The organism is Actinomadura sp. B10D3, assembly GCF_039871695.1.
Lineage (GTDB): Bacteria > Actinomycetota > Actinomycetes > Streptosporangiales > Streptosporangiaceae > Spirillospora > Spirillospora madurae.
The window spans coordinates 13,554-31,350 of the sequence record NZ_JBDPLY010000052.1; the positions used below are offsets into that span (position 1 = coordinate 13,554).

At 67.3% G+C, this 17,797-nt stretch carries 17 protein-coding genes; 8 read left to right on the forward strand and 9 right to left on the reverse strand.

Features of this window, described 5'->3' with window-relative positions:
- The first annotated feature begins 75 nt into the window (after positions 1 to 75).
- From ABGB11_RS41195 to ABGB11_RS41205, 3 genes are all read left to right on the forward strand, one after another.
- Positions 76 to 1,086: a winged helix-turn-helix domain-containing protein gene (locus tag ABGB11_RS41195; RefSeq protein WP_347641083.1), complete on the forward strand. Its 1,011-nt coding sequence runs from the start codon at positions 76 to 78 to the stop codon at positions 1,084 to 1,086.
- 242 nt (positions 1,087 to 1,328) lie between these two features.
- Positions 1,329 to 1,904, forward strand: coding sequence for a hypothetical protein (locus ABGB11_RS41200; protein ID WP_347641085.1), 576 nt, complete (start codon positions 1,329 to 1,331; stop codon positions 1,902 to 1,904).
- A gap of 188 nt (positions 1,905 to 2,092) precedes the next feature.
- A complete protein-coding gene (locus ABGB11_RS41205) occupies positions 2,093 to 4,033 on the forward strand; it encodes an SseB family protein (RefSeq protein ID WP_347641086.1) in 1,941 nt (646 codons plus the stop codon).
- A 543-nt stretch (positions 4,034 to 4,576) separates the two neighbouring features.
- Here ABGB11_RS41205 and ABGB11_RS41210 read toward each other — a convergent pair.
- Entirely contained in the window at positions 4,577 to 5,473 is an 897-nt protein-coding gene (locus tag ABGB11_RS41210) for a LysR family transcriptional regulator (protein ID WP_347641087.1), read from the reverse strand.
- A gap of 118 nt (positions 5,474 to 5,591) precedes the next feature.
- Here ABGB11_RS41210 and ABGB11_RS41215 point away from each other — a divergent pair, with 118 nt between their 5' ends.
- Positions 5,592 to 6,479, forward strand: coding sequence for an SDR family NAD(P)-dependent oxidoreductase (locus ABGB11_RS41215; RefSeq protein WP_347641088.1), 888 nt, complete (start codon positions 5,592 to 5,594; stop codon positions 6,477 to 6,479).
- On the opposite strand, the gene ABGB11_RS41220 is transcribed toward ABGB11_RS41215, so the two are convergent.
- From ABGB11_RS41220 to ABGB11_RS41230, 3 genes are all read right to left on the reverse strand, one after another.
- Entirely contained in the window at positions 6,472 to 6,603 is a 132-nt protein-coding gene (locus tag ABGB11_RS41220; protein ID WP_347641090.1) for an SDR family oxidoreductase, read from the reverse strand. The two genes, ABGB11_RS41215 and ABGB11_RS41220, sit on opposite strands and share 8 nt — an antisense overlap.
- Complete coding sequence (locus ABGB11_RS41225; RefSeq protein WP_347641091.1) at positions 6,591 to 7,202, reverse strand: amidase; 612 nt, start codon at positions 7,200 to 7,202, stop codon at positions 6,591 to 6,593. The genes ABGB11_RS41220 and ABGB11_RS41225 overlap by 13 nt, the downstream gene beginning before the upstream one ends.
- A 97-nt stretch (positions 7,203 to 7,299) precedes the next feature.
- A complete protein-coding gene (locus tag ABGB11_RS41230) occupies positions 7,300 to 7,485 on the reverse strand; it encodes a hypothetical protein (protein WP_347641092.1) in 186 nt (61 codons plus the stop codon).
- Between the two features lie 100 nt (positions 7,486 to 7,585).
- On the opposite strand from ABGB11_RS41230, the gene ABGB11_RS41235 reads away from it, so the two are divergent.
- Complete coding sequence (locus ABGB11_RS41235) at positions 7,586 to 7,846, forward strand: hypothetical protein (protein WP_347641093.1); 261 nt, start codon at positions 7,586 to 7,588, stop codon at positions 7,844 to 7,846.
- Positions 7,847 to 8,005: 159 nt separating this feature from the next.
- Here the strand turns inward: ABGB11_RS41235 and ABGB11_RS41240 are convergent, their stop codons facing one another.
- Positions 8,006 to 8,203 carry a siderophore-interacting protein gene (locus tag ABGB11_RS41240; RefSeq protein ID WP_347641094.1) on the reverse strand — a complete coding sequence of 66 codons (198 nt, stop codon included), beginning with the start codon at positions 8,201 to 8,203 and terminating at the stop codon, positions 8,006 to 8,008.
- A 231-nt stretch (positions 8,204 to 8,434) separates the two neighbouring features.
- Here ABGB11_RS41240 and ABGB11_RS41245 point away from each other — a divergent pair, with 231 nt between their 5' ends.
- Complete coding sequence (locus ABGB11_RS41245) at positions 8,435 to 9,163, forward strand: spermidine synthase (protein WP_347641096.1); 729 nt, start codon at positions 8,435 to 8,437, stop codon at positions 9,161 to 9,163.
- Between the two features lie 208 nt (positions 9,164 to 9,371).
- Here the strand turns inward: ABGB11_RS41245 and ABGB11_RS41250 are convergent, their stop codons facing one another.
- Positions 9,372 to 10,364: a hypothetical protein gene (locus ABGB11_RS41250; RefSeq protein ID WP_347641097.1), complete on the reverse strand. Its 993-nt coding sequence runs from the start codon at positions 10,362 to 10,364 to the stop codon at positions 9,372 to 9,374.
- Positions 10,365 to 11,117: 753 nt separating this feature from the next.
- Between ABGB11_RS41250 and ABGB11_RS41255 the strand changes: the two genes are divergently transcribed.
- On the forward strand, positions 11,118 to 12,419 hold the full coding sequence (locus ABGB11_RS41255; RefSeq protein WP_347641098.1) for an RDD family protein: 1,302 nt from the start codon (positions 11,118 to 11,120) through the stop codon (positions 12,417 to 12,419).
- Positions 12,420 to 13,147: 728 nt separating this feature from the next.
- Here ABGB11_RS41255 and ABGB11_RS41260 read toward each other — a convergent pair.
- Entirely contained in the window at positions 13,148 to 13,795 is a 648-nt protein-coding gene (locus tag ABGB11_RS41260) for a class I SAM-dependent methyltransferase (RefSeq protein ID WP_347641099.1), read from the reverse strand.
- 107 nt (positions 13,796 to 13,902) lie between these two features.
- Between ABGB11_RS41260 and ABGB11_RS41265 the strand changes: the two genes are divergently transcribed.
- Positions 13,903 to 14,151: a hypothetical protein gene (locus tag ABGB11_RS41265; protein ID WP_347641100.1), complete on the forward strand. Its 249-nt coding sequence runs from the start codon at positions 13,903 to 13,905 to the stop codon at positions 14,149 to 14,151.
- Here the strand turns inward: ABGB11_RS41265 and ABGB11_RS41270 are convergent.
- On the reverse strand, positions 14,130 to 14,402 hold the full coding sequence (locus ABGB11_RS41270) for a hypothetical protein (RefSeq protein ID WP_347641101.1): 273 nt from the start codon (positions 14,400 to 14,402) through the stop codon (positions 14,130 to 14,132). The two genes, ABGB11_RS41265 and ABGB11_RS41270, sit on opposite strands and share 22 nt — an antisense overlap.
- A 1,703-nt stretch (positions 14,403 to 16,105) precedes the next feature.
- Complete coding sequence (locus ABGB11_RS41275) at positions 16,106 to 17,185, reverse strand: DUF3500 domain-containing protein (protein ID WP_347641103.1); 1,080 nt, start codon at positions 17,183 to 17,185, stop codon at positions 16,106 to 16,108.
- Positions 17,186 to 17,797 lie beyond the last annotated feature (612 nt).

The following is a 17,797-nucleotide window of genomic DNA, read 5'->3' on the forward strand; positions in this document are numbered from 1 at the left end:
GGGCGCCGCGACTCATTCCAGGTCGCGACCTCGTTCACTAGCGTCGTCGCCGCGGCAGGGCATTCGGAGGGTGAAGTGCTGCGTGTTCATTTCACGGATCGGGACCTCGCGCGCGTTCACGTGGCCACGATGCTGGACCCCTTGTGGGAAACGTTGCTCGGGCTGCATCAACTGACCGCGCCAGGTCCCGGCCTGCCGGTCTTCGCGCCCTGGCGGCGCCATGCCCGGGAGGCGTTGAGGGAGCAGGGCCTCCAGGGTGCGGCGCGGATGCTGTCCGGTCTCGCCCCGGCACAGGCCAGTTACTGGCCGGACTTCCTCACCCCTTCCGAGTCGGCCGACGGGCTTGAGGCCGGACTGGAGGCCCTGCGGTCAACGCCGCAGCGAAGGTTGAAGTACGAACTGGCGCGAGCGGCCCAGAGGCGCCGGCTGCCCACCTGGTGCGAGCGGTTGGCCACCGACGAGCAGCGGTTGGAGGACGTCGCGGAGGCGTTCCGGGTGGTCTTTCGCACGATCATCGAGCCCGGCTGGGCCGAGCCCGCGATCACCACCGAGACCGATCGAGCCATTCGTGCTCGTGCGCTCCGCGACGGGGGCGTCCATGGGCTGCTCGACTCCTTCCGGCCGATGATGGACTGGCGACCGCCCGTCCTGCATGTGCGCTATCCGATGCCCCTGGAACTCCATCTGAACGGCCGGGGTCTGCGCCTGATCCCCTCGCATTTCTGCTGGCGCATCCCCGTGTCCTTGGCGGACCCGGAGTTGCCGCCGACCTTGGTCTACCCGGTCGAACGCCCGACGTCATGGGCCCCCACCGTCACCCGGGCCCGTACGCCCCAGGCTCTCACCGCGCTGCTCGGCCGTACGCGCGCCCGTGTGCTGGCCGCATTGGAGACCACGGCGACAACCGGCGAACTGGCGCGGCGGCTCGGCATCTCGCCGGCGTCGGCGAGCGAGCACATCGGTGTGCTCAGGGACGCCGATCTGGCGCACAGCCAGCGGGTCGGCGGTTACGTGGTCCATACGCTCACACCACTCGGCACGGCGCTGCTGCACGGCGAACTCCCGCCGCCTCCCCAGTGGGACTGACCATTTCGGTCTGGACCGAAATCGCTCGCGGCCGTGCTGTCGCACGAGCAGACTGTGGCCACATCTCTCCGGACAGCGGCGGGACCAGGGGGCTTGCGCAGCACGCCGACCCGAGAGCGCCTGGTCGGCCCGGCGTTGAGTTGAACCTCACCACCTCTGGCCGCGCCGGGAACAGGGCTGGAACGGCCCATGCCGGACACGCGCGAGGGAATGCGATGCGACAAGGGCGGGACTTTGAAGGTTTGCTCGGACTGACCGGGCGCAACCTGACTGTCATCGGGGTGGCGTTGGCGGTCTTCGTCTTCCTTCTCCCCGGTGCGAACAGACCGATGGGGTGGGGAGCTGCCTATGCGTTCGGGGCACCCGCCGCGGTCGAAATAAACAGCTCCTGCGAGGTCGAGACCCTCGTCAGAGGTGGGAACGTGGGCAGGAGCACCGGCAAGTGCGAAGGCGCGACCTGGACGGCCGATGGGCAGACGCGCAGTGGCACTCTGTACGCGAGCTCTGACGACATCGACCGCACTTCGGAGGGAGATCCGAAGTTCGTCGGTGAGGCGAAAGCATTTGGCGGCCGGGTGTACGGCCGCCCGGGGACGAGTGTGATCGTCCTCGATCTCACCCTGGTCGCGGCCGTTGGGACCGGCGTACTCGTCCTACTCGGATGTGTTGTCGCCGCCGCACTGTCTTTCCGACGCCCCCGCGAAGCCAACGCGTCGGAGGCGGGTGATTCCGCGATCCCCGGCCGCGTCTTCATCGCCGAGCTTGTGCTCATCGCACTGGCCGCCGGTGCCTCCGCAGTCTCTGCCGGCTGGCTCTGAGTGAGGGCCGCGCAGACGATGTCACCGGTCCGGCTGGAGTTGAGGGTGATGTGCTGCAGGGGCACGCCAGCGTTGTTCGAGTTCGGCGGCGGTGGCCGACGAGCAGGCGCGTGAGGTACTCACGACGTGGCGCGGGACGTCGGGCGCGACCCGAGGAAAATCGAGAATGCAAGGTTAGAGGCACCATCATGCACGAAAGGCGAGCAGCGGAGACACAAGCGCGCCGTGAAGAAATCCTCGAACTGCCGACCGTGGATCTGCGGCATCGCGGGGAACTTGAACCGCCCATGGACGGTGACGTGCTTGTCGACGTCTCCGTTTCACCGCTGGGCGACGCGGTAGCCCTGTGGGCGCAGCCCGCAGAACGCGAGGAACTGCTCGCCAAGGAGGTCCAGGCGAACGGCGTGCGCGCACCGCGGACGAGAATGCCCCGGCCGGTCACCGCGCGGTTCGTCCGGTACGGACGGAAGCCGATCGTCATCCCCCTGCAGACGGACCTGGCTGTGCCACTGGTGCAGGTGCTCTCCGGCGACCGGGTCCTCGTGGTCGGCGCACGCTGCCGACATCGCGGCAGTGAAGGCTCGGAGCACAATGCGGCCATCTACGACATGCAGGGGCACCTGTTGGCGGCAGGGACACTCGGCGACGGTATCGAGCGCGTCCGTACCGATGTCGGCGATGGCATCTGGGTCGGCTACAGCGACCAGGGAATTAACGGGGACCTCGGCTGGGGCGGTTCGGAAGGGCCAGAACCGATCGGACGGCGGGGCCTGGTCCGATTCACCGACGGTCTGGCGATCGATCGGAGGTTCCCCGTGGGAACCGCATGGCCTCTTCCAGTCGAGGCCTGTCGCTTCACCCTGGTGGGAACGACCGCCTGGGTGACCTACCACAACAGGCGCGAGGACTTGGTCGTCCGATTCGAGGAGGCCGGCCGTCTTGAGGGATGGGCGCTGGACGACACGTCAGGCGGCACGGCGGTGCCGATAGGCCCAGCGGTTGTGCTGGTAGGCGGGTGGCGCGGGGAGCATGACCTCCTCACGGTCGTCGACCTCGCCGATACGTCGCCACGGCCGGGCCCTCAATACCGGCTGAGCCTCCCCGACAACGCTGAACTCGGCGCGTTTTCCTGGCACGAGCACCGCAATACGCTGCACGTCTTCACCGATATGACGTGGTGGACCGCTGAATTGCTCCCCGACATAAGGCCTTCAGGCCGCATAGCCCTCCGTACCGATAGCGAGAACCCACAGGAAGCGCGTTATATAGAAGCACGTCAGGACGAGGACTACGTGCAATGCGTCAGAGAATTGCTGGCCATGAAGGTCTGGCTCCCCGTCAAGGGACCGCAGCGCGACTTCATCGTCGCACACCGCGGGAACAACGGCCTTGTACGCGCGTACACCTCGGCCGAGCGCGCTGCTGTAATGGCCGGTCCGGACGTCGATCCCACAGCCGCCGTCACGCGCCGCTTCTGGCATCTGGTGGAAGGCTGGCGCCATCCCGACATCGGGCTGGTGATAAACCCGGACAGTGCGTCAGAATTCCAGATTCCCGTGAGTCTCTTCGGCCGGGTACGCGAGATCATGGAGAAGATCCTTCCTGGAGCCGTGAACCAAGCCGCCGACACCCGCTCGGCCAGGTCGGAGAGAAGCGGGAGCGACCCCTCTCGCACCTTCCGAGGGGTCGCGCCCCCGGAGATCGATGGATTCCGATTCGCGCGACTGGTGGACGGCATCGACGAGGACGGCCAAGGGATCCTTGCTCCGGAGCGCAGCCGGATCGACGATCCGCAGGAGCGGCAAAGGATTCTGGGCTACCTGCGCGGAGGCGCGCCGGTCATGCTCATACCCGGCTTCGCGACCGATCTTTTCGACCCGTCGAAGCAGCAGGTGGTACCCATGAGCACGCGTACCGACGGCCGTTGGGTGTGGAGCGACGGAGCCGAGTACTACCTGGAGACCTATGGAATCGCCCCGGAGCCCGACCTCTACCTGACCATCCGGGAAGCCGGATATGCCTGCCCAGGGGTGCCGGACCCGGTAGTGCTGAAAGCAGGCGACGCGACGACGGAGCGCCACCGCATCCTCAATGAGCAACGCCGCCGGCACATGGAAGGAGATGCATGAGGGGCGATCCGCGCCCCACTCGCCTCCTCCCCGGGGCACGAGGACGGGCGCGGGACGGGCGAAGAGGTTCTCGGTGTCGAACCGGATCTCGCGCCCCATTTCGAGCACATCGCGGAATCCCTCGGTGGTGATGAGCCCGATCTCGGCGCCGGTCCTCTCCAGGACGGTGTTGGTGATCAGAGTGGTGCCGTGGACGATCGTCGCGACATCGCCCCACCCGATCGCGGACTCCTGCAGGAGGCGCTGGATGCCGTCCAGGACTCCCCGCCCGGGGTCGTCGGGAGTGGTGAGCAGCTTGCCGGTACGGGTGATCTGACGTGACTCGTCATGCAGGACGAGATCGGTGAACGTCCCCCCGATGTCGCGGCGTGACCGACTTGACCGATGAGACGGGCTCGCCGTCGATCGCGGCCGCCGTGCCGAGGGCGGGTGATCCGTCGAGGAGCCCCTGCGGCGTGTGGTGCTCCCGGTCCCCGAGCAGGGCCACCTGCCAGGGGCGGCCCGGCACGCTGACCTCCGCGAACCGCGCGCAACGCCCCGATCTCAGCGCGTGGCCGCGTCGCGTAGTGCGGCCACCACGGCGCGTTGTCCTCCGGTCGGCTCGGGCTTGGTCACGACCAGGGTGGACCGTCCGGACCACGTGGGGTCCTTGACTTCGACGGTGACGACCTCGGCGGGCAAGCCCGGAACAGCGATCTGGGGAACCGTCGTGATGCCCAGCCCGGCGGCGACGAAGCCGAGCCTGGCGTTCCAGTCACGGATGCGATGGGCGATGCGGGGCTGCTGCAACGTCGGCCAGGCACCGAACTGCGGGTCGCCTCGCAGGCCCGCCCCGGCGATCCAGGACTCGCCGGCCAGGTCGTCGACGGTGACCTGCGACCGGGCGGCCAAGCGGTGGCCTCGCGGCACGGCGACGACGCCCTTGCCGCCGGTCGTCAGGCGCTCGCCTCTGAGGCCGTGCAGGTCGTAGTCGGGCAGGTCCTGACCGACGGCGATCACAGCGACGTCGACCCCTCCGGCACGCACCTGACGTACCAGAGCAGGCGTGGATGCCTCGTGCAGTTCGACGGCCAGCGCAGGGTGCTCGCTTCTGAGCGCCGCCACCATCCTCGGGACGAGCGACCAGGTCGCGGTCGGGAACGCGCCCACGGTCACCTGCTCGGCGAGCGTGTCGGAGAGCATGGCCAGCTCGCGGTCTGTCGCGTCGAGCTCGGCCAGCACCAGAGCAGCCCGTCGTGCCACCGCCTCGCCGGCACGGGTCGCCACCACTCCACGGGCCTTGCGCACGAACAGGGGCATTCCCGCAGCCGACTCCGCTGCCGCCACCTGCCGCGAGATCGCCGATTGGGTGTATCCGAGGAGTTCAGCCGCCGCGGTGAAAGACCCGCTCCCGACGACGGCGTGCACGACCCGCAGTGCGGGGATGGTGAACTCGGCCATGGGCTCCACGTTACCTATGCGGGTTACGCATCTTTCCTATGATTCATCGTCGCTTGTGGAATGCCTGAGCCGCCGTGATGCTCGAGGAGCGAAGACACCTTCATGAGAGGAGAGGCGGTTGTCCGCTTCCGAGAAGATCTGGTTCGTCACAGGCGCCTCCCGGGGCTTTGGTCGTCTCTGGACGGAGGCCGCGCTGAGGCGCGGCGACCGAGTCGCTGCGACGGCCCGTGACGTCACCGCGCTCGAGCCGCTGGCGGAGCGGTTCGGCGACGCGGTCCTGCCGCTACGCCTCGACATCACCGACCGTCCTGCCGTGGCCGACGCGGTCGAGCACGCCGTCGAGCGGTTCGGTCGCATCGATGTTGTCGTCAACAATGCCGGTTACGGGCTCTTCGGCATGGTCGAGGAACTCACTGAGGATGAGCTGCGCCAGCAGATGGAGACCAACTTCTTCGGCACCGTCTGGGTGACTCAGGCGGTGCTTCCTGTGCTGCGGGCGCGGCGTTCCGGCCGCATCTTGCAGGTGACCAGCGAGGGCGGCGTCCGCGCATATCCCGGCATCGGCGCCTATCACGCCTCCAAGTGGGCGGTGGAGGGCCTGTGCGAGTCACTCGCCCAGGAAGTCGCCTCGTTCGGGATCCACGTGATCGCGGTCGAGCCCGGCCCGTATGCCACGGAGTTCGCCGGTAGCAGGAGCATGCGGACCACCGACCAGCACCCTGATTATGACGAGGTCCGCGACGCGACGGCCAAGGAGTGGATCCTTGGGGACCCGAAAGCGACCACTGACGCGATACTGACGATCGCCGACGCCGAGAATCCTCCCCGGCGGATCGTCCTCGGGCACACACTCCCGGAGATTGAGGCGATATACGCCGAACGACTCCGCGTCTGGCGGGAGTGGGCACCGATCACCAGGGCCGCGTTCGGCGAGCGAGTGATCCCGGGGCCGCCTCACCACCGCCATCCTGTGTGGAGCAGCTCCGAGCCCGCCGGGTTCACGTGAGGAAGAGGGGAAGGTGGGAGCCGGCGCAGACGTGGATGACCTCGCCGGTGATGCGGGCGGACTGGTCGGAGACCAGGAAGGCGACCGCGTTCGCGACGTCCTCCGGGCGGATCAGCTCACCCATCGGGGTAGCGGCGCGAACTCGGTCGCGTAGTCGTCGAGCATCCGCCGGTCGCCTCGCTGCTCGCTGAACCTGGTGCGGACGAAGCTCGGTGCGACCCCGTCGAGGCCGATCCGCCCGTAGGTGGGCCGGAACCCGCAGGTGCCGGTGAGCGCCGCCGGGATGAGCGCCGACCCGCCGGTGTCGGTGGCCAGCGCGGCGGCGGCCATGCCGGACGCGACCGCGACGGCTGACCCGCCGCTCGACCCTCCGGCCGTCCGGTCCGGGTCCCACGGGTTGCGCGCGTCGCCGTAGTGGGCGTTGACGGTCACGGCCAGGCTGGCCAGCTCGGGCATGTTCGTCTTGCCGGCGATGACCGCCCCGGCCGCGCGGAGCCGGGCGACCGACTCGGCGTCGCGCGCGGCCGGCGAGCGCTCGCCCACGGGGCGGCCGAGCGTAGTGACCGTGCCGACGACGTCGATGTTGTCCTTCACGGCGACCGGCACCCCCGCCGGCTCGCGCCCGGACCCACCGCCGGCCACAGGCCCGGACGTGTCGAGCACCTGCGTGAACGCATGCAGCGACGGGTCGAGCTCCGCGATCCGCTCGCGCGCGGCTCGCACCGGCTCCTCTGCCGCGACCTCGCCGCGACGCACCGCGGCCGCGAGACCGGCCACGCCGCCGCGCCGGGCCAGGAGGGCGGCAGGGGCGCCGCCGGCATCACGCGGTCCGCTCGCTCGGTGCGGGCACCTGCCGGACGTGCGCTGCTGGACGGGCTCCCACGCGGACGTCCGGGACCGGTCGGGACCCGAACCGGTGGCGTGGGGCGAGCGCCTGGTACCGGGGCCATTCCAGCTCCACGCCGGGGGTCCCCGACAGCAGGGTCTGGAATTCGTCCAGCAGCAAATCGTCTGCCCTGACCTGGGAAGGACGGGTACCGCGCCGCACGCAGAAGCCCGCAAGGGCGCGTCCTGCGGGCGGCGACGCCGAGCAGCGCCGCGATCTCGTGCGGGCGGGAAGCCTCACCGAGTCCCGCACCCTGTACGACTCCGGCGACGCCCGAGCGGCGGGCCTCGCCCTACCCGACGACATCGTCGACGCACTATGGATCCACGGCTCCCTGGACGAGTGCCGCCGCCAGATCGCCCGCTTCATCCAGCCCGGCGTGACATCGATCCTGCTCTTCGTAGCCCCCACCCCCGAACTACACACAGGCCACCAGACTCTGCCGGACGTCCTGCCCCGCCTCCGCCCACACCCCGACTAGCCCGTCCAACCGGCCATGAGAGCGTTCGGAGGCAGGCGCAGTCCCCGCTTTCATGCTGCTGGGGGCAGGATCACCTGGTCCCGCCCCCGCCATCTGCGTGGCTGCGACCGTTGCGCCCGTAGCCGCAGAACATGATGTTGTTTATGGGCACGCCGACTATCACCCAGTGGCGGCGCAACTGGGCGGGCAGTGTCTGATGCCCTCGTCCAGGATGCCGACGGCGTCGCCCCTGGTGCAGGTCGTGGCCCATGCGGCGGCAGGGCCCGCGGTCTGATCGTCGGCGGAACCGTGCAGGACGAAGTCGACGTCGAGTTCGGCTCCGTCCAGGCCGTCCGGACGGTAGGCGAGCGTCGCCAATCGCAGGACATTCTTATCGACGGGCCCGGAACCGGGCGGCGTGCCCAGCAGCTAACGAAGGAAGTCCCGACATCAGCCGTCGGCTTAGCCTGCGGTGCCGTCCCTGACTCCGCGAGAGAGTAGCGTCAGGGGCTCCCGGACCTGACCAGGGTCGTTCCGGGGGTCGTGACCGCGCGGCGACTCGGACGTCCATGGAATCCGCCGGTGCGACAGAGGAGAACGGAGGGGTGCGTGAGCGCGCGTTTCGAGGAGATCGACTGGCGTCAGACGGCCAAGGGGGCCATCAGCCTGCGGCGTCGGCGAGACCCGGCTTCGGGCACCGAGGTCTACGAGGTCAAGCTCGACGATGACTTCCTCATGTCCAGTCAGTTCACGGCGGGAGAGATCGCGCTGGCCCGACTCGGCCTGGAGCCGCTGCCGGACACCGCCCTCGACGTGGTCGTGGGCGGGCTCGGCCTCGGGTACACCGCCCACGCCGTGCTGGAAGACCCGCGTGTGCGCTCGCTCACCGTCGTGGAAGCACTCGACGAAGTGATCGAATGGCACCAACGGCATCTGGTGCCCCTGGGCGCAGACCTGACGTCTGATCCTCGTTGCCGCTTCCTCTCGGCAGATTTCTTCTCCCTCGCCACCGATCCCCAGGGCTTCGATCCGGGCATTCCGGGACGGCGCTTTCACGCCATCATCGTTGACATCGATCACTCGCCACGCCATGTGCTCGACCCGGCTCACGCGCCCTTCTACAAGCCCGGTGGCCTGCACGAGTTCACCGGCCGCCTCCACCCTGGCGGTGTGTTCGCCCTATGGTCCAACGACCCGCCGGACGAGCGCTTCAACGCCGTACTCGCCCAGGTTTTCTACGAGTCACAAGCGCATATCGTCGAATTCCATAACCCCTTCCAAAAACGGATCGCGACCAACACCGTCTACGTCGCAAGGACACAAGCGCCCCAGGCGTAACGCACAACCGATCTGCGGCAGAGGAGTGCGTTGTCGCTGACCGGGCTCGGCCGCCCAAAGTAGGTGGAGCGCGTACCCCAGGCTCCCGGCAGGCTCCTTTCCCTGGGTATGGAAGTGAACCGGGGCAGCGCCACGGAGGTGCGCCGCTCGCGTACTTCTGAGTGAGTTGCCGCTGGTTGTCCGGCTCTGGGGTGTCGTCGACGAGTTTCTAGACTGCGTATGGGTCCCAGTAGGTGGCGTAGCGCAGCAGCGAGCGGGCCAGGTCTGGGTGGGTTGCGGCCCACTGGGTATCGAAAAGGAACCATTGATCGAACCCGAAGAAGCCGTCGATGTAGCGGGCGACCTGCGTTATGTGGACGTCCAGGCAGGTCAGGGACTCGGCGGGCCGCACCGGGCGAAGCATGGCGGACATCTCGCCGTGGATTGCCTCATGCGCGAGTGGCCGGTCGATGCCGGCGGGTGCCGGGGCGTATCCGCCCACCCGGGCGTAGCGCTCCATCGCTGGGCCGATGTCGTCCTCTCCAGGGGCGACCAGTGCCCGCAGCAGGCAGGCGTCGTGCGGCCAGCGGTGGGCGTCGGGTCCGTCTGTGGCCCGCAATCGGGCGGCGAGATCCGGCAGGGTCAGACCGGGGAAGACCAGGGCGCCGACCAGGTTCAGGTTCCGATGGACGTCGGGCGATTCCCAGCACAGGCGGACCGAGAAGACCGATTCGGGCCCTGGTGGGGCAAGCCGGACGGTACGGGTTGGTACGCCTGGGCTGAAGACCGCACCGGACGTGACGGCATCGGTGGGCAGCGGCCAGCTGTCGTGCAGCAGGAACGCGAGCCGATCGGGCAGAGCGGCGGCGCTCTCGTCGTCGATGAAGTAGTAGGCGAGGTCCACTTCGTCGTCATCGGTGCGCACTCTCAGGGCACGCTCGCCGAGCCGGATGAAGTCGGTGTTCCCCTCGACCCACAGGTGCTCGTGCAGCAGCTCGCGCAGTTCGTCGATGCTCTGCGGCTGGGGCAGGTTTCGCTTCTGGGCCTCGTTGAAGATCGAGTCGAGGCCGTAGACATCCCCGCCCAGATCGCCGGTAATCCATGCTTCCGGGTCGTCGCGGTTCCAGCCGCGGCGGAACCAATCGAGCACGGTGGTGTCGGGTACCGTGACCACCCGCTTACTGAACGGCGATTCCTCTCGCCACCGAGACACGAAATACACGCGCCTGACTCTAGGCCAGCGATCCATTCCGAGTATGCGCGCGGCGGTAACGGCCACGACCGACCGAGACAATGGCGGGCAGCCACCGTGCCGGCCGAGCAGAACCATGGCGGTACCCGGTCTCCGGTCCCTGGCCTGGCCCACACCCCTCATCAGCACCAGCGAGCGACCAGCGGCACGAGAGGGCGTCGACAGCTCGCCGGAACTGGGTCAGGATCGGCTGCATGACGGGAGGAGTAGAGGATGCAATTCGCGCGGCTGTCTCTCCCGGGGAGCCGTTGGCGACCCCGTCTGGACGTGGTCGCTTCACAGTAGCCCGCTACACCCCCGATGGGGTGGTCCTACTTCTCGGTCAGAAAGAGGCATGGACGACATTGCCGTGGCGGGCGTTGGAGGAAGTTCCGGACCTCCTGCGGGGACGCGGTTGGGTACTGATCGGCAGCACGTACTCGGTAGACGCCAAGGTTGGAAGCCTGGATGAGCACCTGAAACGCTTCCTTAAACGGGCTACCGCAGGGTGGGTCGCCGTCCTTCTGGAAGAGGCCGGAGTGCTCTCCATCGACCGTTCACCGCCCTCGCGCGTCAAGCTACGAGCCGCCTGGTGACGCTCGGCGGCATGAGCGGGTGAAGGGCACGTGCGATGCCCTCCTCCCCGCGTTCAGCACCGCAACCGAGATCGAACGCGTCGGCGATTGCCTTATGTCGCGGTCCCATGCTCTTGTCGTATCACGTCGGCCACGAGAGCGGTGGAGCATGATCGCACATCACCTGGATCGCTACCCCTTCCCCATCGCTTACCCGGCGCTGCTGTTCGATCGCGCCGACGGGGCCGCGGACAGTCTCGAAAAGGCTGGGCATTTTGTCGAGATGACTGCCGCTACGCTCGGCATCCTGGCCCTGGGCTGGTGCAGGGCGCACACCCTCGCACCGGGCGGAGTCAGGCAGTGGGAGAAAAAACTCGATCAGGGCGGGGTCACGCTCGACGTCTGGAACCAAGCGATCCGCGCGGCAGGCAGGGAGATGAAATCCCGAGAGCATGATCCAGTAGCCCGGGCAATTCGCCTGACGGCCGAGCCAGCGGTGAAGGCCATCGATACGTACCGAGACATTCGTAACAAGTACGCCCACGGAGGCAAGCCAAGACTCCACGCAGATCAGAAGGCCGCCGCTCGAGAGTTGGAGTTAGGTGTCTCGGCAATCCTGGACAGTGCTGGGCCGCTCACCCACCTCCAGATCGGCCACATAAGATCCTGCCTCCGGCGCGGTGACTCGTTCCTCACCCAGGTGGAAGTCCTGACCGGCTACGCCGAGCCTTTCAAGGTGAAACGCCTAACCACCGCCGTCCAGTACGAACCAGGTGCAACCATCGGCTTTCATAGCAACAGTCTGGAACATGCCGTGCGACTGGCCCCGTACTGTACCTGGAGCCGTTGTCCCGCCTGTGGCCGGGAGGAACTCTTCTATCTGCACCAACGAAAGAAGGAGCGAAGCCTCTACTTCAGTTTCTCCACCGGTCACGAGATGGTCATCAAGGGCGATGTCATCAGGAAAGCCGACCAGCCCGCCGCAGCGCTCGGCATGCCGCCGATCAGCTCCGTCAAGGCCGCAGCGTCTTCAGGCTGGCGTGCGACCTGGAGCGATGTCGCGCCGCGCTCTCGCCGGATCGCGGCACGCCTGGTCGATCTGGTCCCTGCTGTCGCCCTCGCGCTCCTCGGTTGGATGGCTGGCAAAGGAGTGGGACTGCCGCTCTGGGGGACAGCTACCTCCGCCGCCCTTCTCGGCTGCCTGTACGAGCCCCTCGCGGAACTCAACGGCGGCACCATGGGAAAGCAACTCGTCAAAATCGAGCCGATCTCTACCTGGACCAGCAGAACCCTCAGCCGGGGTGACCTACTCCGACGCGCAATCTTCGTGAACCTTCAACTGCTCTTTCCGCCGCTGGCGGTACGTAATCTCGCTTGGATCCTCTGGGATCCTGCCAGACAGTGCCTTCATGATCGTAAAGCCAAGTCGATTGTCGTCACTGGAAGATCGCAGCCTGGTCAGAAGATGTAGTCACTGAGCCACCGCGGGTTCTTACAGTTAGGGAAAGCCGAACAACCCAGGAAGGGCTTACCTGTGTCCGATACACGGCAGAACACACATGGACTGCCACACCGTTCACAGATACGGCGTGGGGGAAGATTTCTTCCGCCAAGCGCAGCTATAAGACGCAGCTCTGGACGGCGACCATGGAAACGGCAACTGCCCGCCAGCCCGTAGACACGTTTACGACATCCGCGATATGGGGGCTTGGAGATCTGGCCCTGGCAACGCATTGGCAGACCAAATCCGATCAGCCCAACCAAGATCAGAACCGCCGGACCGATCACTTCGCCCACGGTCGACCTCCCAGCGAATAGCATCCTGCCGCTATCGTCACCGCAGAACCCCTCCGTAGCAATACCTTGATCCGCCCTCGAAGATCCGCACGGCTTCCGGTCGTACCGTGGAGCAGTGAAGCGCCAGCTTGCGGCTGACAGAGAATCGCATCAACGGTCGACGCCTCGTTGACGACCAGGGGGCGCCGTCGGTGCCCGGGTTCCACCGTTCGGGCTGGCTCCGAAGCCGGATGCGGCGCTCGCGAGCGGCAATGTCAGACTCGTGGCTACACGCTGGTCGGCTTTTGAACCAACGGCGAACCGTTTCTCGCGCTCGACGCCGCGCTTCGCGAGGCATGGCACGGCTTCAGCGACGACGAGTTCGACCGGATCGTCGAACTCGCACAAGGCAAAGGGAAGGGTTCAGAGGGTGGCGATGACGGCGTAGCGCTCGTCGTCGATGCGGCGGCCCCAAAGGTCGGGGTCGGCGAGCGGCTCGACGCGCAGGTCGGAGACGAGCGGCTGGAGTGTCCGGGTGAGGGTGGTGGCGGTCACGCCACCCATCCAGGGCAGCGCGTGGGAGTTTTCGGGATAAATGTCGTCTCCGGCGGAGGTGTTCCAGCGCCCTTCGATGAGTATGAGCTGGCCGCCCGGGTGAGAAAGACCGGTCCAGCGCTGCAGTGTGACGGCGGGGTCAGGCAGCGTCCAGAGCAGGTGCCGTGCCAGGATCACGTCGAAACTGCGTTTGAGCGATGGTGGATGAGCGGCATCCCCGACCAGGACGTGAGCGTCGAAACCGGCCGCGGTGAGCTTGTGGCGGGCGTGTTCGACCATGTTCGGTGACAGGTCGACGGCGACCACGCGGTGCCCGTGCTGGGCCAGCAGCAGCGATAGGGAGCCGGTGCCGCAGCCGAGGTCGAGGACGTCGCTGGGCGGGCTGGGCAGCCATGAGTTCAGCCGGGTGGCCCAGGCGTTGCGAATGTGCGGATCGCGCAGGCCGTGGTCGGCTTCGTTGTCGAAGGTGCTGGCGGCGGCGTCCCAGAAGGCGGCGATGGACGATGTGGTCGACATCGGCCCATCGTGGCACCAGGCACTGACAGCGGCCGGCCGCCGGTGGGTCGTCCGCGGGTTAAGCAGCATGGTCCGGTTCCTGGTGATCGGGTCGGCAGGTGGCGTACTTGGGTCGATTGCTCGCTTTGGCGTCGCAGGCGGGTGATCTCGTCGTGTTGGGCGGCGAGACGGGCAAGGGCCTGGCTTCTGAAGTCGGTGAGTTCGACGATCGTCTAATCGTTGTGGGCCAGACGCTCTTTGAGCGTGGTGAGTTCATGCTTGGCCCGGTTGATCTGGGCGGCGCGTGGATCGGGAAGCTCGCCGGTCTTGCGGATGGCGGCCAGGCAGGTTCGAACTACTCGCGGAGGTGGGTGTAGGGGCGGTTGCCGTAGAAGGCGGTGCGGTCGATGCCAGCCTCCCGGGCGGGGGTCTTGATGTCCGCCCCGGCGAGTGCGTGCCTCCCGCGTGTTGGTGGCCGCCTCCAGTACTCAGCCAGCGGCGTCCGCCGCAGGTCAGCAGCTCGGCCGGTGAGCCCTCGCCCGGCCAGCTTTCGTGCCATGTCGCGAATGGACTGGACGTAGTGGTCGACCGACCCGGCGGCGTCCACGGTGCCGTGCGGATGAATCAACTCGACCAGACTGGTCAGCAGGTCATCGACCAGATCTGCGCAAGGGCAGGCTGCCCAGGTCGAACCGTTCCGTAGTGCCGTCGCTGAACACGCAGGCAATGCCCGGCGGAACAGTCAGCGACACGGCCGGCATCAGATCTCCTCGCCATCGTCGATGAACTCGGCGGCCGCCTCATGCCTCGGCCTCAACGCCACTCGGCAGCCCGTCGGCCCTTCCGGCTCGTTCCTAGGCCTCCCGGTAGATCCGGGTGGTCGAAGCGGCGCAGGTACTCCCCCGTCGTGAGTACGGAGGCGTGCCCGAGTAGGTCCTACAGCACAAGCAGCGGGTCGGCCCGGCATGCACGACCCGCCACCGGGGGCGACCAGCCTGCGGCGTTCGGCGGGCTTGAGCGTCTCCCACCGGCGGCGGGCCCCGTTGATCCGGCCTCCCCGCTCGTCCGGGTCGCTCACCAGCAGCGGTTCACCCCACCGTCACGGCGGCGACCACGCTGTTCCATCCGTGGTCGCCGAACGATCCAGTTCCAGATAGGGGTGAACGGCGGCCAGCGCCTGGTAAGAGATCCAGGGGTGCGGAACTTGCGGCCCTTGGTCACCCCCGCCGGGACCGGGAACGGGATCGGCGTCTCGGCCGGCCTGGGAGGCAGCGCCTGGATCTCATAGGTCAGCAGCTAGGAGAACTCCTGCAAACGCAGCCCCGTGGACAAAGCCAGCTGGCCGATCGCGCCGTTGCGTGCCAGCTCACGGCCCCGGAACCGGCTATCGGGGCTGCCAACTGGGGCCAGACCCGCAACCCGTTCAGAACAACTCGATGAAGTCGGGCTCCAGATACTTGATCGTGACGTGCGGCTTGGGCGTCCGACGCACCGCCAGCCAAAATGCTCATGTGCCGGCCCAACGTCGTGGCCGTAAACCGCTCCTTCACTGGTCCGGTCGCCCGATGCTCCGCGTACTTCCCGAGCGTAGCCTTCAACCGCTCACGAGAATCGAACAAGCCGCCTGGCAGCCGGGACGACGGATGCGGTGGCGAGCCGGCGCCGGCGGCGGGTGGTGGCGTGCCGATCCATCCGGGCCACGCGGGTGTTGAGCAAAATCGGCCCGGCCGTCCGTCGCCGATGGCATGGTCGATGACTCTGCCGACTGCTGGCGGTAGGGATCAGTACGATCCGGGTGCCTTTGCCCACGACGCGAAGGACCCGGTGGCCGCCCAGGTCGTCGATGTCGGCGCTGGCGGCCTCGGAGATCCGCTACCCGAGAAGCCCGAGCATGGTCACCAGCGCGAAGTTGTTGGTTGGACGATGCGCGTGCGGCCGACAGCAAGGCCTCGAACTGCAGATGCGAGAGTCCGAGCGCGAGGGATTCGGGTGGGACGTTGGGGCGTCGGACGTGGTCGGCGGCGAGTGCTCGAGAATCCCGTCGATCACGCAGGTGCGGTAGAAGCCGGCCACCACTGACAGGCGTCGGGACACGGTGGGGGGCCAGGCGACGCTGCGCTCGCATCAGGCGCAAGACCAGCCCGACCACACGCGGCAGAAGAGTGCGTTGGCGCTTCGACTTTGATGGGGCTCGGCCGGATCGTTGGCCCCGTGGTCGCGATCCGGCTCTTCCGTCCTCAGCGCTCCCACCGGCACGCTGACCTGCATAACGGCGATGCCGACACCCTCACGGAGTGGGACTCGCCTGGGACGGCCGACGTTTGAGCGGTATTACCGGTTCTTAGGGGTCATGTGATGCTGGCGGTAGTGCTCGGCCAAGATGTCGTCGCCGAAGTCGTCGGCGGGGTTGCGCCAAACCGAGTGGATATGGGCACCGTTGTTTTGAGAGTTGTCGTGTTCGATCAGTAGGACCGGTCCCTGGATACGGAAGTAGTGCCGCTCTCCGGGTGATGTGCCGCCGGCCCAGGCGAACACCAGGTTCTGCAGGCCGGCATGCTCGATGTTGCGGAGTTGCGCTGCCGCCACGTCCGATGGCAGCCGCCCAGCGAACGCCTCGACGACGGCGAACAGGGCGCTGAGTTGGTGGTCCTGCAGCGCGCTCCCGGGGAGTCCCCTGGGGTCGTCGCGCACGTAGCTAAGGATGTCGCGCTCGGCCTCGTTGAGCACGTAGTCGGGTTCGGGCGCGAACATCGGATCCGGCCGCTCGAGGTGACCGATCTTGGGTGTGATGCGGGTCGCCAGATCCGGCGGCGGTCGATGGTGGATGATCGCAGAGGCACGTTGCACGGGGTCGAGGGAATTCACGAAGCGGTAGCCGGCTTCCTCGTCATCGGCGAGCGGAGCGAGTGTGCCGAAGGTGGCCGGCTGCGAGCCGAGCAAGCAAGGGGTGGGAGACACGTAACGTCCGTCCACCACAGTGAAGTTGAGCGAAACATGGTGCCCGGCGAGTTGCCAGCCCCACGCGCCGGTGTCACCGGGGCGGCCGAACACCTTGAAGCAGTACCGCCCCGGGTCGAACAGGTCGGCGCTGGCCGGACGTTTCACGGCGGTCAGCGCGCGGAGCACATGCTCCATGGCGATCACCGAGACGACCTTGGCGTAGCCGGGCATGCTGGTACCCGACACGATCAACTCGTGCGCCAGCTTGCGTTGCACCTCATCGAGCGCGCCGATCGGCAAGCCGTCCCGTTGCCTGGCGGGCAGGAACGACCAATCACGCCGCTGAGCCTCATCGGCGAAGCCGAATTCGACCCTGTCCCGCTGCGCCTCGGTCAGCGCCGCAAGGAAGGCGGTTGCGGCTTCGGCCATCGCACGCGCGGTCTCAGGAGCAGTCCGCGGCAGTTCGTCCACTGCGTCCATCTCCGATCTCAAGGCCTGTGCAACCCCCACGCCCCGGTTCAACGCTCGGCGTTGTCCCGGAACGGGGCAAATGCAGGCCACGATTGCCAGACTCGAACATCATTGCATGCGCACCATCTTGACGGCGCAGGCCTAAACCTCTTCTACTGCCTTGGTGAAAAGGTGCCCGAACCGCCCTACAACCACCCATCCGCTCATCGGCATGAGTGGTGGTGCCTCCTGTCACTCTGAGCGGTCGGCGGGGCTCTCGGTACCCGGTGGTCACGGATGATCTCATCCTCCTCAGCGGCGAGGCGTGGAGAGCACATGAGAAGGACCACCGCCCCGTCGCGCTGAATCTTGCAGGTAGTTCCGACGCTGGCCGCTCAGGACCGTGTCCGGCCGTGCCGGTAACCGCATCCGCCGGAGTGCCTCCGGACGTACCAGCACAGATGCGCCGCAATATTCGGCCCGGAGCAGTGCAACCTCGTCCCGGCCAGTGACGTTTTCTCACTGACTTTCAGGTGATCCGGCGGTGTTCGAAATGGACTAGGACGAGGGCGGCCCGGACGAGATCGCCGATCCGGCTGGGGCTGAGCGTGATGTGCTGGAGCGTGGTCCAGC